The organism is Bradyrhizobium niftali (assembly GCF_004571025.1).
GTDB classification, from domain to species: Bacteria; Pseudomonadota; Alphaproteobacteria; order Rhizobiales; family Xanthobacteraceae; genus Bradyrhizobium; species Bradyrhizobium niftali.
In genome coordinates this window covers 36,819-51,151 of the sequence record NZ_SPQT01000034.1, presented here as the reverse complement: position 1 = coordinate 51,151, position 14,333 = coordinate 36,819, and the positions used below count along the sequence as shown (strand labels likewise).

Annotated in this window: 13 protein-coding genes; 8 read left to right on the top strand and 5 right to left on the bottom strand. The window is 66.1% G+C overall.

The genetic code is table 11. The annotated features are described in order from the left end of the window. Nucleotides 1–25 precede the first annotated feature (25 nt). Both dnaJ and dnaK read right to left on the bottom strand, forming a co-directional pair. A complete protein-coding gene (gene dnaJ, locus E4K65_RS39370; protein ID WP_135178672.1) occupies nt 26–1,159 on the bottom strand; it encodes a molecular chaperone DnaJ in 1,134 nt (377 codons plus the stop codon). A gap of 245 nt (nt 1,160–1,404) precedes the next feature. After that, nucleotides 1,405–3,306, bottom strand: a complete 1,902-nt coding sequence (gene dnaK / locus E4K65_RS39360) for a molecular chaperone DnaK (RefSeq protein WP_011083506.1) — start codon at nt 3,304–3,306, stop codon at nt 1,405–1,407. Nucleotides 3,307–3,703: 397 nt separating this feature from the next. Here dnaK and E4K65_RS39355 point away from each other — a divergent pair, with 397 nt between their 5' ends. Then, complete coding sequence (locus E4K65_RS39355) at nt 3,704–4,645, top strand: hypothetical protein (protein WP_167771516.1); 942 nt, start codon at nt 3,704–3,706, stop codon at nt 4,643–4,645. A gap of 261 nt (nt 4,646–4,906) precedes the next feature. After that, nucleotides 4,907–5,629, top strand: a complete 723-nt coding sequence (pncA, locus tag E4K65_RS39350; protein ID WP_135178669.1) for a bifunctional nicotinamidase/pyrazinamidase — start codon at nt 4,907–4,909, stop codon at nt 5,627–5,629. A 147-nt stretch (nt 5,630–5,776) separates the two neighbouring features. On the opposite strand, the gene grpE is transcribed toward pncA, so the two are convergent. Both grpE and hrcA read right to left on the bottom strand, forming a co-directional pair. Next, nucleotides 5,777–6,394, bottom strand: a complete 618-nt coding sequence (gene grpE, locus E4K65_RS39345) for a nucleotide exchange factor GrpE (RefSeq protein WP_135178668.1) — start codon at nt 6,392–6,394, stop codon at nt 5,777–5,779. 96 nt (nt 6,395–6,490) lie between these two features. Then, nucleotides 6,491–7,579, bottom strand: a complete 1,089-nt coding sequence (hrcA, locus tag E4K65_RS39340; protein WP_027543757.1) for a heat-inducible transcriptional repressor HrcA — start codon at nt 7,577–7,579, stop codon at nt 6,491–6,493. Nucleotides 7,580–7,753: 174 nt separating this feature from the next. Here hrcA and rph point away from each other — a divergent pair, with 174 nt between their 5' ends. The 3 genes from rph to hemW are packed head-to-tail and all read left to right on the top strand — an operon-like array spanning nt 7,754 to nt 10,255. Then, entirely contained in the window at nt 7,754–8,467 is a 714-nt protein-coding gene (gene rph / locus E4K65_RS39335; protein ID WP_135178667.1) for a ribonuclease PH, read from the top strand. Nucleotides 8,468–8,478: 11 nt separating this feature from the next. Continuing rightward, entirely contained in the window at nt 8,479–9,114 is a 636-nt protein-coding gene (gene rdgB / locus E4K65_RS39330; protein WP_135178666.1) for an RdgB/HAM1 family non-canonical purine NTP pyrophosphatase, read from the top strand. Continuing rightward, nucleotides 9,101–10,255, top strand: coding sequence for a radical SAM family heme chaperone HemW (gene hemW, locus E4K65_RS39325; RefSeq protein ID WP_135178665.1), 1,155 nt, complete (start codon nt 9,101–9,103; stop codon nt 10,253–10,255). The genes rdgB and hemW overlap by 14 nt, the downstream gene beginning before the upstream one ends. 62 nt (nt 10,256–10,317) lie before the next feature. Here the strand turns inward: hemW and E4K65_RS39320 are convergent, their stop codons facing one another. Then, nucleotides 10,318–11,553: a penicillin-binding protein activator gene (locus tag E4K65_RS39320; RefSeq protein ID WP_135178664.1), complete on the bottom strand. Its 1,236-nt coding sequence runs from the start codon at nt 11,551–11,553 to the stop codon at nt 10,318–10,320. A gap of 363 nt (nt 11,554–11,916) precedes the next feature. On the opposite strand from E4K65_RS39320, the gene rsmI reads away from it, so the two are divergent. Genes rsmI through gshB form a run of 3 tightly spaced genes read left to right on the top strand, consistent with a single transcriptional unit; the run spans nt 11,917 to nt 14,210 of the window. Then, a complete protein-coding gene (gene rsmI / locus E4K65_RS39315; protein WP_135178663.1) occupies nt 11,917–12,867 on the top strand; it encodes a 16S rRNA (cytidine(1402)-2'-O)-methyltransferase in 951 nt (316 codons plus the stop codon). Continuing rightward, nucleotides 12,854–13,255 carry a YraN family protein gene (locus E4K65_RS39310; protein ID WP_027543763.1) on the top strand — a complete coding sequence of 134 codons (402 nt, stop codon included), beginning with the start codon at nt 12,854–12,856 and terminating at the stop codon, nt 13,253–13,255. Before rsmI ends, E4K65_RS39310 begins: the two co-directional genes overlap by 14 nt. Before the next feature lie 10 nt (nt 13,256–13,265). Further along, complete coding sequence (gene gshB / locus E4K65_RS39305; RefSeq protein WP_135178662.1) at nt 13,266–14,210, top strand: glutathione synthase; 945 nt, start codon at nt 13,266–13,268, stop codon at nt 14,208–14,210. Nucleotides 14,211–14,333 lie beyond the last annotated feature (123 nt).

The following is a 14,333-nucleotide window of genomic DNA, read 5'->3' as shown; positions in this document are numbered from 1 at the left end:
CCGAAGGCGATACGGTCAAGACGAGTCAATTCGCCCGATTACCGAAGAAATCCTTGACCTTGGCGAAGAAGCCCTCGGATTCCGGCTGGGTGTTGCCGGAAGAGAGCTTTTCGAACTCGGCCAGCAATTCCTGCTGTTTTTTGGTGAGATTCTGCGGGGTTTCGACCACGACCTGAACGTACATGTCGCCGGTCTGGCGCGAGCGCAGTATCGGCATGCCTTTTGATGCAATGCGGAATCGACGGTTGGACTGGGTCCCGGCGGGCACTTTCACCTTGGCCTTGCCCTTCTCGATGGTCGGCACCTCGAATTCGCCGCCAAGGGCGGCCGTCACCATCGAAATCGGCACCCGGCAATGCAGATCGGCGCCGTCGCGCTGGAAGAACTGGTGCTGGGCCAGCGACAGGAAGATGTAGAGGTCGCCGGCCGGGCCGCCCCGGACGCCGGCCTCGCCTTCGCCGGCGAGCCTGATCCGCGTGCCGTCCTCGACGCCCTGGGGAATGTTGACCGACAGCGTCCGCTCGCGGGTCACACGGCCCTGGCCCGAGCAGGACGGGCAGGCGTCCTCGATCATCTGGCCGCGGCCCTGGCAGCCCGGACAGGTCCGCTCCAGCGTGAAGAAGCCCTGCGACTGCCGCACGCGGCCGGCGCCGCCGCAGCTCGAGCAGGTCTTCGGCTTGGTGCCGGCCTTGGCGCCGATGCCCGAGCAGGCCTCGCAGGTGACCGAGACCGGGATCTCGATCTGCGCGGTCTTGCCGCCAAAGGCTTCCTCGAGCGTGATTTCCATGTTGTAGCGCAGGTCGGCGCCGCGCTCGCGGCCGCCGCGGCCGCGCTGTCCGGCCATGCCGAACAGGTCCTCGAAAATATCGGAGAAGGAGGAGGCGAAGCCCGCGCCGAAACCGGCACCGCCGCCAGGACCGCCCTGCTCGAAGGCCGCATGGCCGAAACGGTCATAGGCCGCGCGCTTGTCCCTGTCCTTCAGGACCTCGTACGCCTCGTTGATTTCCTTGAACTTGACCTCGCTGGTGTCGTCCCCGGGATTGCGGTCGGGGTGGAACTTCATCGCGAGCTTGCGGAACGACGACTTCAACTTGGATTCGTCGGCGTCGCGTTCGACTTCGAGGGTCTCGTAGTAGCAGCGCTTGGTGGACGTGGACATGTTCAACTCGGTCTATCCAATCGCGATTCAAACCGGGGCGAAGCAACGTTGCCACGCAACGATATAGGCACCCCTCCGCTTCGCGGCAGAGGGCAGCATGGCAGCGTTGAGAATAACGGCTGGAAATTGATCGATCGTAACGGGAGCGTCGCCCGTCGACCTCGACACGGAAGCCTCCCCCGCGAAGGGGGAGGCTGAATAGGTGTGTGGGGTCCAAGCCGTCCGCATCATCACCCTCTTGGGGCTCAGGCGGACTTCTTGTTGTTCTTGTCGTCGTCGACTTCGGTGAATTCCGCGTCGACGACGTCGTCCTTGGCCGCGTCCTTCTTGGCGTCGGCCTCGGCCTGCTGCTTGTACATGGCCTCGCCGAGCTTCATCGAAGCCTGGGCCAGCGTCTGGGTCTTGGCCTTGATCGCCTCGGCATCGTCGCCCTTCAGCGCTTCCTTGAGGTCGCTGACGGCATCCTCGATGGCGCGGCGCTCGGTCTCGGCGACCTTCGAACCGTGCTCGGCCAGCGCCTTCTCGGTCGAATGCACCAGTCCGTCCGCCTCGTTCTTGGCGGTCACGGCCTCGCGGCGCTTCTTGTCTGCTTCGGCGTTGGCCTCGGCGTCCTTGACCATCTTCTCGATGTCGGCTTCCGACAGACCGCCGGAGGCCTGGATGCGGATCTGCTGCTCCTTGCCGGTGGCCTTGTCCTTGGCCGAGACGTTGACGATGCCGTTGGCGTCGATGTCGAACGTCACCTCGATCTGCGGCATGCCGCGCGGGGCCGGCGGAATGCCCATCAGGTCGAACTGGCCGAGCATCTTGTTGTCGGCCGCCATTTCACGCTCGCCCTGGAAGACGCGGATGGTGACCGCGTTCTGGTTGTCCTCGGCGGTCGAGAACACCTGGCTCTTCTTGGTCGGGATCGTGGTGTTGCGGTCGATGATACGGGTGAACACGCCGCCCAGCGTCTCGATGCCCAGCGACAGCGGGGTCACGTCGAGCAGCAGCACGTCCTTGACGTCGCCCTGGAGCACGCCGGCCTGGATCGCGGCACCGATCGCCACGACTTCGTCCGGGTTGACGCCCTTGTGCGGCTCCTTGCCGAACAGCTGCTTCACGACTTCCTGGACCTTCGGCATGCGCGACATGCCGCCGACCAGAACGACTTCGCCGATCTCACCGGCGGTGACGCCGGCGTCCTTCAGCGCCTTGCGGCAGGGCTCGACGGTCTTCTGGATGAGGTCGTCGACCAGCGCCTCGAACTTGGCGCGGGTGAGCTTCATCGTCAGATGCTTCGGGCCGGTCTGGTCCGCGGTGATGAAGGGCAGGTTGATCTCGGTCTGCGTCGTCGACGACAGCTCGATCTTGGCCTTTTCAGCGGCTTCCTTCAGGCGCTGCAACGCGAGCTTGTCGTTGCGCAGGTTGATGCCCTGCTCCTTCTGGAACTCGTCGGCGAGATAGCCGACCAGGCGCATGTCGAAGTCTTCGCCGCCGAGGAAGGTGTCGCCGTTGGTCGACTTCACCTCGAACACGCCGTCGCCGATTTCGAGAATGGAGATATCGAACGTGCCGCCGCCGAGATCGTACACGGCGATCGTGCCGGTCTTGGTCTTGTCCAGACCATAGGCGAGCGCGGCCGCGGTCGGCTCGTTGATGATGCGCAGTACTTCAAGGCCCGCGATCTTGCCGGCGTCCTTGGTCGCCTGGCGCTGGGCGTCGTTGAAGTAGGCGGGAACGGTGATGACGGCCTGGTCGACCTTCTGGCCGAGATGGGCTTCCGCGGTCTCCTTCATCTTCTGCAAGATGAACGCCGAGACCTGCGAGGGCGAGTAGGTCTGGCCATCGGCCTCGACCCAGGCGTCGCCGTTGGAAGCCTTCACGATCTTGTACGGAACGAGCTTCTTGTCCTTCTCGACCATCGGGTCGTCGTAGCGGCGGCCGATGAGGCGCTTCACTGCGAAGAAGGTGCGCTCGGGATTGGTGACGGCCTGGCGCTTGGCCGGCTGGCCGACGAGGCGCTCGCCATCATCCGTGACGGCGACGATCGAAGGCGTCGTGCGCATGCCTTCGGAATTCTCGATGACTTTGGCGTTCTTGCCATCCATTACGGCGACGCACGAGTTCGTGGTGCCGAGGTCGATCCCAATGACCTTTCCCATGGTCCTGATATCCTTGTTTTTGCGGCAGGCTGGCTGGGCCCAGAAGGCACCCGAACCGAAACCCCCTAAGATCAAACATCCGCGATATTGCGATGATTGAGGCTCATATAGGAGGGGGGGAGGGGCCCGCAAGGACCGAACGCAAGTTTCGGCCGTGAAAACATTGGGTTTTGGAAGAACATATCCGGGCTGTATCGCCCTTGCGGGTGAGGAATTATTAACAGGTCCGGTCCTTGGCCGGCACCCCGCCGCCGTGATCGGTCCCGCCCTGTTGCGGCAAGGCCAAACCCGTTAAAAGGCGGACCGGCCGGAGCGCCGCACCCAGGCTGCTGAGCGCGACAAAGCGGCCCGGTGGCCGACCATCGAACGGCCTCAATATGGACCAATCAGAGTGCCCATGAAGCTGACCCGCCCCCTCGCCGCGCTCGCCCTCCTCATTGCCTCCGCGCTTCCGGCCGTGGCCGCCGACGCCGTTTTCCCGCCCGGCCTGCGCCTTGGCATGGTGCCGCTGATCGGCCTCAACACGGCCAAGACCTTTCCCGGCTTCGAGAGCGAGGACGGTACCGTCAAGGTGCTGATCACCGAGCTGCCGCCGGCCGCCTATGGCGAGGTCGCGAGCGCCTTCAATTCCAATCCGGCCGGCACTGGCGGCGTCAAGCAGGACAAGATCGAGACCCCCGCGGGCCTTGCCTATTTCACCACCGAGAGCGGCAAGGCCGGCGAGACCCCGGTGAAGCGCTATTCGATGATCGTGCCGGGCGCCGGCTTCTCCGGCTATGTCGCGGTGCAGATCCCGGAGAACGCGACCAAGATCTACACCGACGAGGCGGTGCGGCAGATGTTTGCGAGCGCCGTCACCCGCAAGCAGGTCTCGGCCGAAGAGCAGATCGCGCTGATGCCTTTCAAGATCACCGATCTTGCCGACTTCAAGGGCATCCGCACGCTGGCGCCGGGCTCCAGCCTCATCCTGGCCGACGGCGACGAGACCACGGGCTATGAATCGAAGCCGTTCATGATCCTCGGCCTGATCGGCGCCACCCCGCAAGCCGCCGACGACCGCGCCCGCTTCGCCCAGGAGGCGGCGCTCCAGATCCCCGGCGTGCGCGAATCGCGCGTCACCATGTCCGAACCGATCCGCATCAACGGCCAGCAGGGTTTCGAGACCCGGATCGACGGCGTCAGCGGCAAGGACAAGACCCCGGTGACCGTGGTGCAGTGGATCCGCTTCTCAAGCGGCGGCGCCTCGCTGCGCATCATCGCCAGCGCCCCGCGCGACCAGTGGTCCGCCGCCTTCACCCGCTTCCGCGCCGTGCGGGACGGCATCCAGCCGAAGGGGTAGCCCGAGGCGCTCCAACACACTCAACTGTCGTCCCCGCGAAGGCGGGGACCCATAACCACAGGGAGTGGTTACGGGGCGCGCTGGTAACTCCGAGTCTTCGCAAAACTGTTGCTGCGGCGTATGGGTCCCGGCCTTCGCCGGGACGACGGGAAACTAGCACGCCCAAGCGCTGGACAGGGCCGGCTGCATTTTCGGGCTTCTGTTCGTATACGAACGGAACTAGGCTTGCCTCCATTGGATCATCCTGGAGGGAGGCGAACGATGCTTGATCGACGACAAATCCTCGCGGCGCTTGGGACAAGCGCTCTCGTAGCCCTTGCTCCAAGCGTGCTCTTTGCGGCCGCATCGATCAAGCCGGACGATGCCTCCGCGCTGCTCGTGATCGACGTGCAAAACTGCTTCCTGCCCGGCGGCAGCCTCGCCGTGAAGGAAGGCGAGCAGGTCGTTCCCGTCATCAACAAGATGGCGAAAGCGTTTGCGAACGTAGTGATGACCCAGGACTGGCACACGCCCGGCCACATTTCGTTTGCATCGGTGCACTCCGGCAAGAAGCCGTTCGAGACCGTCGACCTTCCCTACGGCAAGCAGGTGCTGTGGCCCGACCATTGCGTGCAGGGCACCGACGGCGCCTCGCTGTCGAAGGACCTCGCGATCCCGCATGCCGAGCTCATCATCCGCAAGGGTTTTCACAAGGACGTCGACAGCTATTCGGCCTTCCTCGAAGCCGACGGCAAGACGTCGACCGGCCTCGCCGGCTATCTGAAGGGCCGCAAGATCAAGCGCGTCTTCGTCGCTGGCCTCGCGACGGATTTCTGCGTCGCCTGGACCGCGCTCGACGCGCGCAAGGCGGGCTTTGAGGTCTATGTCGTGGAAGACGCCTGCCGCGGCATCGACACGCAGGGCTCGCTGGCAAAAGCCTGGGCCGACATGGCCAAGGCCGGCGTGAAGCGCATTCAGTCTGCGGATATCACGGTCGGCGCGTAGTCGACGCGAACGACTGCCAGACCCTCATCCTGAGGAGCGCGCTTCTTCGCGCGCGTCTCGAAGGATGAAGGCCGAGCTGTTAAATCGTGACCTTCATGGTTCGAGACGCCGCGCAAGGGCGCGGCTCCTCACCATGAGGTCTGCGAGCTAGTTGGCCGCGCCGCTCGACTCGTTGTTGTTCGCCGCGGGCGCAGCCTTCGCGCCGCCCTTGGCAACACCGACGAGCGCCGGACGCAGCACGCGATCGCCGATGGTGTAGCCGGCCTGCATGACCTGCACGACGGTGCCCGCAGGCACCGACGCATCCGGCACCTCGTACATCGCCTGCTGGAAGTTCGGGTCGAACTTCTGGCCCTGCGGATCGAACTTCTTGACGCCGTGCTTTTCCAGCGCATTGAGCAGCGAGCGCTCGGTGAGCTCGACGCCCTCGATCAGCGAGGTCAGGCCGGGATCGGCCGCGGCACGGGCCTCGGCCGGAACCGCGTCGAGCGCACGCTGGAGATTGTCGGCGATGTCGAGCACGTCGCGGGCAAAGCCGGTGATGCCGTAGAGACGGGCGTCGGCGACCTCCTTGGTGGTTCGCTTGCGCAGATTCTCCATCTCGGCCAGCGTCCGCAGCATGCGGTCGCGCGCCTCGGCGGCTTCCTGCTGCAACAGCTCGACCGAGCCGGGCTCCGGATCGTCGGGCATGATGTAGGGTTTTGACACCACGGGCTCGCCGGTTGGCGGGGTCGTGTCGTCGGGCTGCCGGTCTCGATCGGTCATCGGCTCTCTTCTCGAACTCGTCTCAAGGGATTGTTGGCCCGGATATCGTGCCTAAGCTCACGAAAATCAAGCGCCCGTGATCGGAGGAAACGCCGGTCAGCCCCCCAGAAGGCGGCTGACGATGCGGGCGGCGTAGTCCACGGTCGGGATCACGCGGGCATAATTCAGCCGTGTCGGCCCGATCACGCCCAGAACGCCGACGATGTGGCCGGCGGCATCCCGATAGGGCGAGATGATGGTGGAGGAACCCGACAGGGAGAACAATTTGTTCTCCGAACCGATAAAGATGCGCACACCCTCGGCGGTCTCGGCCCGGCCGAGCAGGTCGATCACGCCGCGCTTGGTCTCGAGATCGTCGAACAAGAGGCGCACCCGCTCCAGATCCTCCAGCGCGTGCAAATCCTCCAGCAAATTGGCGTGGCCACGGACGATGAGCTGGCGGTCCTCGTTCTCGCCGCCGGACCAGCTGGCAATACCGGCGGAAATCACCTTCTGGGTCAGCTGATCGAGCTCGGCACGGGCTTCGGCGAGCGCGGTCTCGAGCTCGAGCCGCGCCTCGGCCAGGGTCCGGCCGCGAATCCGCGCATTGAGGAAATTGCCGGCCTCGGTGATCGCAGAAGAGGGAACTCCGGGCGGCAGCGTCAGCACGCGGTTTTCGACCTGGCCATCCTCGCCGACCAGGATCACCAGCGCCTTTTCCGGTTCCAGCCGGACGAATTCGATGTGTTTCAGCCGCGCATTGGATTTCGGCGTCAGCACCACCGCGGCGGCGCGGGTCAGGCCCGACAGCCGGGTCAGCGCCTGGTCCAGCGCCGCCTCGACCGACTGCGCCTGACCGACGGAGGTGAGCTGGCTCTGGATCGACTGCCGTTCGGCGTCATTGAGGTCACCCACCTGCATCAAGGCGTCGACGAAGAAGCGCAGGCCGAGTTCCGTCGGCAGCCGGCCGGCGGACGTATGAGGGGCATAGATCAGGCCGAGCTGTTCCAGGTCGGCCATGACGTTGCGGACCGAGGCCGGCGACAGCGGCATCGCGATCAGGCGTGAGATGTTCCGCGAGCCCACCGGCTCGCCGGTCGCGAGATAGCTTTCGACAATCTGACGAAAGATGTCGCGGGAACGCTCATTCAGCTGGGCGAGGCCTGCGCGCGGCGCGATCAGATGGATCGGATCGTGATGGGCCACAGACGGCAACTCCTCTCAGATGCTTGTAATTTGTCCATCCGGGAGGTCCATGACAAGCGTGGTCTTGCACTTGCTCGACAGTTGCCTGGGGACCGAAAAGGCCTTGCCGCTCACCCTCACCCCACCTACAAGCACCGCGAACAGCCTATTCCCGTGAGTTTTGGAGGATTTCCCATGCGGCCAAGCCGCCGTGCGCCCGACGAATTGCGCCCCGTGACATTGGAGCGCGGCGTGGTCAAATATGCGGAAGGCTCCTGCCTGGTGAAATTCGGCGACACCCATGTGCTGGTCACCGCCACGCTGGAGGACCGCCTGCCGCCGTGGCTGAAGGGCCAGGGCCGCGGCTGGGTCACCGCCGAATACGGCATGCTGCCGCGCGCGACCTCGGAACGCACCCGCCGCGAGGCCTCCGCCGGCAAGCAGAGCGGCCGTACCGTCGAGATCCAGCGCCTGATCGGCCGCTCGCTTCGCACCATCATCAATCTCGAAGCGCTCGGCGAGCGCCAGATCACGGTCGATTGCGACGTGCTCCAGGCCGACGGCGGCACGCGCACGGCCTCGATCACCGGCGCCTGGGTCGCGCTCGCCGATTGCGTCAACTGGATGAAGGCGCGCAACATGGTCAAGGCCAACGTGCTGCGCGACAACGTCGCCGCGATCTCCTGCGGCATCTACAACGGCACCCCGGTGCTCGACCTCGACTATGCCGAGGATTCGGAAGCCCAGACCGACGCCAATTTCGTCATGACCGGCGACGGCCGCATCATCGAGGTGCAGGGCACCGCGGAACGCGAACCGTTCACACAAGACGAGTTCCTCGCGCTGATGGCGCTGGCCCAGAAGGGTATCGCGCGGCTCGTGGACTTGCAGAAACTGGCTGTCGCGTAGTCAATAGGCCCATGCACCGCCGAATCACCGGAAAGCTCGTCATCGCCACCCACAATCCCGGCAAGCTCGCCGAGATGAAGGAGCTTTTGGCGCCTTACGGCATCGAGGCGGTGTCGGCCGGCGATCTCGGCCTTGCCGAGCCCGACGAGACCGGCAACGATTTCCGCAGCAACGCCGCGATCAAGGCGATCGCGGCGGCGCGGGCGACCAAGCTGCCGTCCTTCGCCGATGATTCCGGCATCGTGGTCGACGCGCTCGACGGCGCGCCCGGCATCTACAGCGCACGCTGGGCCGGGCCGACCAAGGATTTCACCGCGGCGATGACGCGGATCGAGCGCGTGTTGCAGGAGCGCGGCGCGACCACGCCCGACAAGCGCAAGGCGCATTTCGTCTCCGCGCTCTGCGTCGCCTGGCCCGACGATCATCTCGACGAGGTCGAGGCGCGCGTCGACGGCACGCTGGTCTGGCCGCCGCGCGGCACCGCCGGCTTCGGCTACGATCCGATGTTCCTGCCCGACGGCCACAGCCGTACTTTCGGCGAGATGGAAAGCATCGAGAAGCACGGGCTGCCGCCGCTTGGCCTTGGCCTGTCGCACCGCGCCCGTGCCTTCGTGAAACTGGCGGAGATCTGCCTTGAGCCGCGCTAAGGAAGCCTTCGGCGTCTACGTGCACTGGCCGTTCTGCCTGTCGAAGTGCCCCTATTGCGACTTCAACAGCCATGTCCGCCACGCCGCGATCGACGAAGCGCGCTTCGCCTCCGCCTTCGCGCGCGAGATCGAAACGACCGCGCAGCGCGCGCCCGGCCGCGAGGTCACCTCGATCTTCCTCGGCGGCGGCACGCCGTCGCTGATGCAGCCTGCGACCGTCGGCGCCGTGCTCGATGCGATCGGCAAGCACTGGACGGTGGCGAAGGACGCCGAAGTCACGCTGGAAGCAAACCCGACCAGCGTCGAGGCCACGCGCTTCGCCGGCTATCGCGCCGCCGGCGTCAACCGCGTCTCGCTCGGCGTGCAGGCGCTCGACGATGCTTCACTGAAAGCCCTGGGCCGCATGCACAGCGCGCGCGAAGCGCTTGATGCCGTCGCCATCGCGCGCCGCTCGTTCGACCGTTATTCGTTCGACCTGATCTACGCCCGCCCCGACCAGACGCCGGCGATGTGGGCCGATGAACTGCGTCTCGCGATCGATGAAGCGGCCGAGCATCTGTCGCTCTATCAATTGACGATCGAGGAAGGCACGCCGTTCTTCGGCCTGCACCAGGCCGGCAAATTGAAGACGCCGAATGAGGCGGTCGCGCGCGCGCTCTACGACGTCACGCAGGAGACCTGCGACAGGCTCGGCCTGCCCGCCTACGAGATCTCCAATCACGCGCGGCGCGGCGCCGAGTGCCGGCACAACCTGGTCTACTGGCGCGGCGAGGAATATGCCGGCATCGGCCCCGGCGCGCATGGCCGGCTCGACATCGACGGGATCAGGCACGCCACCGCCACCGAGAAGCGCCCCGAAGCCTGGCTGATGCGGGTCGAGACCGGCGGCCATGGCGTCGTCACCGACGATCTCCTGAACAGCGAGGAGCGCGCCGACGAATTCCTGCTGATGGGACTCCGTCTCGCCGAGGGCATCGACCCCGAGCGCTACACCGCCCTCTCCGGCCGCCCGCTCGACCCCAAGCGCATCGCGCTGCTGCGCGAGGAAGGTGCGATCACCGTCGACACCAGCGGCCGCCTGCGCGTGACGAGCAGCGGATTCCCGGTACTGGACGCGGTGGTCGCGGACCTGGCGGCGTAGCGAGATTTCGTAGGGTGGGTTAGCCGAAGGCGTAACCCACCCTACGGCACCGTCGTCCCGAACTACGCCCCAAAACTCTTCGGCGAGCCCGCGACCGCGACGCCGCCACCGGTTGTCACCTTCATCACCGCGAGGCCACGTTCGTTGGTGCCGTCGGCGCGGAAGCGGAACAGGCCGTCGATGCCGGCAAAGCCCGAGGGGTTGGTGAGCACGTCGGACGAGAAGCGCGTGGTGCCTTGCGTACGCGCGAGCGCGGCGACGAGGGCGACCGCGTCATAGGCGAGCGTTGCGGTGCGAATCGGCTCGGCGCCGTATTTGGTGCGGTAGCGGCCGGAGAAAGCGCGGAAGCCGGCCGGATCCGGCGCGGCGTAGAGGCCGCCTTGCAGGTTCGCATTCGCGTAGACGCGCGGATTGTCCCACAGGCCGGTCCCGAGCAGCTGGATGTTGCGCAGGTTCGCGCCTGCGGCCGTCATCGCATCGGCGACCGTCACCACCGCATCGCCGTCGTCGGCGATGAACAGCGCATCCGCGCTGCCGAGCTGCTGCGCCACGGCGCGCGCCGGCGTGGCGCGATCGGCACCGTATCTCTCGAACGCAACGATGCGGCCGCCACGCCGCGGCACCGCCGCCTTCACCGCGGCCTCGACCACGTTGCCATAGGCATTGTCGGGCACGAGCACGGCGACCGAGCGCTTTCCGATGCTGGCGGAATATTCGACGATGCGGTTGACGTCGGACTCCGGCAGGAAGCTCAGCAGATAGACGCCACGGCCGGCGATGCTGGAATCGGTCGAGAACGCCATGACGGAAATGCCGCGCGTGCGCGCGACCTGCGCCACCGCCGGCACCGACTGCGCAAACAGCGGTCCCAGGATGATCTCGGCGCCCTCGTCGACCGCCTGCTGCGCACCTGCCTGCGCGCCTTGCGGGCTGCCATTGTCGTCCTTGATCAGCAGCTGGATGTTCGGATTCTGGAATTCGGCCAGCGCCATCTCGGCGGCGTTGCGCATCGACTGCGCGGCGAGGCCGGCGTTGCCGGCGGCCGAGAGCGGCAGGATCACGGCGACCTTCACCCCGCCGGTGCCGGCGGTCGTGGCCTGTTGCGGCGGGCCGGCCGGCTGAGCCGGGGGCGCGGAGGAGCTGCTGAAGGGATTGGAGAACTGGCTGAGGCTCTGCTGCACGCCGGCGCAGGCCGACAGCAGCGGCGCGCCGAGCAACAGACCGAGCGCGCTCCGCCGGGTCGCACCCGACGATAGGGGCCCCGGATGGGAAGACTTTGGATGACGCGGGCCCAGCATGACAGCTTCTCTTCTGACCTGCCGTCGCCGGCCGGTCACAACAAACTTGCCGCGACAGAAGCCGCGGATTCAGGCATATTGTCGGCAAATAGTTAACCAAAACAAAAGGATAATGAGCGCTTAACGCAGCCGCACATCAATTCCTGGTTAGCTGTCCGCCGTTCGTGACCCAGCATCAAGGCGGCGTTTCCGCCGCGAATATGGCGCTGGTGCTTGATCCCCTCACGAATGTGATCCCGGATGGATCACATTCCCGTCCTCTTCAGTTCCTGCCTCGCCCCTCGCTTGCCCTCTTGCCCCGGCACGATCTTTTTCGGAGGACCGGTTCCCAGCCCCGTGGATCATGCCTAAGTTCGTTTCATTATGCGCGCAAAGCCGGCCCCGATAAATACGCCTGAAGGCACAGACGCCGCACCGCGCGGCTTCTCCATCGATGCCCATCGTCTCGTGGCGCCGAAAGCGGCCGCGGGCCTCTATCTGGTCGCAACCCCGATCGGCAATCTCGGCGACATCACGCTGCGCGGGCTTCAGACGCTCGCCGGGGTCGACGTCATCGCCTGCGAGGACACCCGCATCACGCGGCGCCTGACCGAGCGCTACGACATTTCCGCGCAGCTCAAGCCCTATCACGAGCACAATGCCGAGGCCGCGCGCCCGAAGATCCTGGAGCGACTTTCGCAAGGCGGCTCGGTCGCGCTGGTGTCGGACGCCGGCACGCCGCTGATCTCCGATCCCGGCTTCAAGCTGGTGCGCGAGGTCTGCGCCGCCGGCCATGCGGTCTACGCGCTGCCCGGCCCGTCCTCGGTGCTGGCGGCGTTGTCGGTCGCGGCGCTGCCGACCGACCGCTTCTTCTTCGAGGGCTTCCTGCCGGCAAAATCCGCCGCGCGCAGGTCGCGCCTTGCCGAGCTTGCCCGCATCGATGCGACGCTGGTGATGTTCGAATCCGGCAACCGCGTGCAGGACACGCTCGCCGAGCTCGCCGAGATCATGGGGGCGCGCGAGGCCGCGATCTGCCGCGAGCTGACGAAGCTGCACGAGGAGATTTCGCGCGCGACGCTGAACGAGCTGGCACGCGAGGCGGATGCGCTGGAGACGCGCGGCGAGTTCGTGCTGGTGATCGCACCGCCTGCGGCGGACGCCGAGATGCTGACATCGGATGCGCTCGACGATCTCCTGCGCGCGCAGCTGGCCACCCACAGCGTCAAGGACGCCGTGGCCCATGCCGTCGAGCTGTCCGGCCGGCCGCGGCGCGCGGTCTATGCCCGCGCACTCGAGCTCGCAAAAGATTTGCGGGGCGGCGATGGCGAAGACTGAGGGCGGAGCGGAACCGAAAGTCGCCTCGCCCGAACGCGTTGCCGCGTTCCGCACCGGCATCTCGGCCGAGAGCCGTGCCGCCGCCTATCTCATGGCCAAGGGCTATCGCATCCTCGCCAAGCGCTATCGCACCCCGCATGGCGAGATCGACATCGTGGCGCGCCGCCGCAACCTGATCGCCTTCGTCGAGGTCAAGGCCCGCGCGAGCCTGGACGATGCCGCCTTTGCCGTGACGCCGCGCCAGCAGCAGCGCATCATCGACGCCGCGCAAGGCTGGCTCGTCGCGCATCCCGAGCATGCCGAATTCGAATTGCGATTCGACGCCATGCTGATTGCGCCGCGGTCACTTCCGCGCCATGTGTTGGCAGCATTCGACGCCTCGACCTGAAAGGCAGACCATGAAACTGAACGTCGCCGTCCAGATGGACCCCATCGCCCGCATCAACATCAAGGGCGATTCCACCTTTGCGTTGCTTCTGGAGGCGCAGAAGCGCGGCCACGGCCTGTCCTACTACACGCCCGACAAGCTCTCGATGGTCGGCGACGAGCTGGTCGCGCCGGTGCAACTGCTGACCGTGCGCGACGAGCCGGGCGATCATTTCACCCTCGGGGAGCCGAAGCGCGAGGCGCTCAACGGCTTCGACGTGGTGCTGCTGCGCCAGGACCCGCCGTTCGACCTCGCCTACATCACCTCGACGCATTTCCTGGAGCGCATCCATCCGAAGACGCTGGTCGTCAACGATCCGGCCTCGGTACGCAATGCGCCGGAAAAGCTGTTCGTGATGAACTTTCCGCAGCTGATGCCGCCGACGCTGATCTCGCGCGACTTGGATGAGATCAACGCATTCCGGGACAGGCACGGCGCCGTCGTGATGAAGCCGCTGCACGGCCATGGCGGCGCGGCGGTGTTCCGCGTGATGCCGCAGGACATGAATTTCGGCTCGCTGTTCGACATGTTCTCGGTGACGTTCAAGGAAGCCTGGGTGATTCAGCAGTTCATCCCCGAGGTGAAGCACGGCGACAAGCGCATCATCCTGGTCAACGGCGAGTTCGCCGGCGCCGTGAACCGCGTGCCGGCGGCGGACGACCTCCGCTCCAACATGGTGCGCGGCGGCGCGGCGCAGGAGACCGAGCTCACCCCGCGCGAGCGCGAGATCTGCGCCACCGTCGGCCCGGCGCTGCGCGAGCGTGGCCTGCTGTTCGTCGGCATCGACGTCATCAACGGCAACCTCACCGAGATCAACGTGACATCGCCAACGGGCATCCGCGCGATTGCGCGTCTCGGTGGCCCGGACGTCGCGGCAAAGGTCTGGGACACGATCGAGCAGAAGCGGGCGAAGTAGTGCTTACAACGACCGCGCTCGTATGGTCCGTGATCCCTCCCCAAGGTCGTCCCGGCGAAGGCCGGGACCCATAACCCCAGGGAGTGGTTTGGCGAAGACTCGTCGTCGGTACTTCTGTCTTCT

What these genes read in the sequence shown, in the direction of transcription:
- dnaJ (WP_135178672.1), bottom strand. Translation starts at nt 1,159, where the DNA reads ATGTCCACGTCCACCAAGCGCTGCTACTACGAGACCCTCGAAGTCGAA.
- dnaK (WP_011083506.1), bottom strand. Translation starts at nt 3,306, where the DNA reads ATGGGAAAGGTCATTGGGATCGACCTCGGCACCACGAACTCGTGCGTC.
- E4K65_RS39355 (WP_167771516.1), top strand. Translation starts at nt 3,704, where the DNA reads ATGAAGCTGACCCGCCCCCTCGCCGCGCTCGCCCTCCTCATTGCCTCC.
- pncA (WP_135178669.1), top strand. Translation starts at nt 4,907, where the DNA reads ATGCTTGATCGACGACAAATCCTCGCGGCGCTTGGGACAAGCGCTCTC.
- grpE (WP_135178668.1), bottom strand. Translation starts at nt 6,394, where the DNA reads ATGACCGATCGAGACCGGCAGCCCGACGACACGACCCCGCCAACCGGC.
- rph (WP_135178667.1), top strand. Translation starts at nt 7,754, where the DNA reads ATGCGGCCAAGCCGCCGTGCGCCCGACGAATTGCGCCCCGTGACATTG.
- rdgB (WP_135178666.1), top strand. Translation starts at nt 8,479, where the DNA reads ATGCACCGCCGAATCACCGGAAAGCTCGTCATCGCCACCCACAATCCC.
- E4K65_RS39320 (WP_135178664.1), bottom strand. Translation starts at nt 11,553, where the DNA reads ATGCTGGGCCCGCGTCATCCAAAGTCTTCCCATCCGGGGCCCCTATCG.
- rsmI (WP_135178663.1), top strand. Translation starts at nt 11,917, where the DNA reads ATGCGCGCAAAGCCGGCCCCGATAAATACGCCTGAAGGCACAGACGCC.
- E4K65_RS39310 (WP_027543763.1), top strand. Translation starts at nt 12,854, where the DNA reads ATGGCGAAGACTGAGGGCGGAGCGGAACCGAAAGTCGCCTCGCCCGAA.
- gshB (WP_135178662.1), top strand. Translation starts at nt 13,266, where the DNA reads ATGAAACTGAACGTCGCCGTCCAGATGGACCCCATCGCCCGCATCAAC.